Origin of the sequence: Flavobacterium microcysteis, from assembly GCF_006385255.1 — a bacterium.
In the GTDB taxonomy this organism is placed as follows: Bacteria; Bacteroidota; Bacteroidia; order Flavobacteriales; family Flavobacteriaceae; genus Flavobacterium; species Flavobacterium microcysteis.
On record NZ_VFJE01000008.1, the window covers coordinates 1 to 243 of the forward strand.

Below are 243 nucleotides of genomic sequence, written 5' to 3' on the forward strand. Positions count from 1 at the left end.
CTGAACTGAAACATCTAAGTAGGCGGAGGAGAAGAAAACAAAAGTGATTCCGTGAGTAGTGGCGAGCGAAAGCGGATTAGCCCAAACCGGAGATGTTACGGCATTTCCGGGGTTGTAGGACTGCGATATTTCCTGCGTAAAGAATTAGAACCATCTGGAAAGTTGGGCCAAAGACGGTGACAGCCCGGTACAAGTAATGAGCGTAAGGGATAGCGGTATCCTGAGTAGGGCGGGGCACGTGAA

Annotated in this window: 1 rRNA gene; it reads left to right on the forward strand. The window is 50.2% G+C overall.

Features of this window, described 5'->3' with window-relative positions:
- Positions 1–243 (forward strand): 23S ribosomal RNA (locus FJA49_RS00005); the annotation flags it as partial.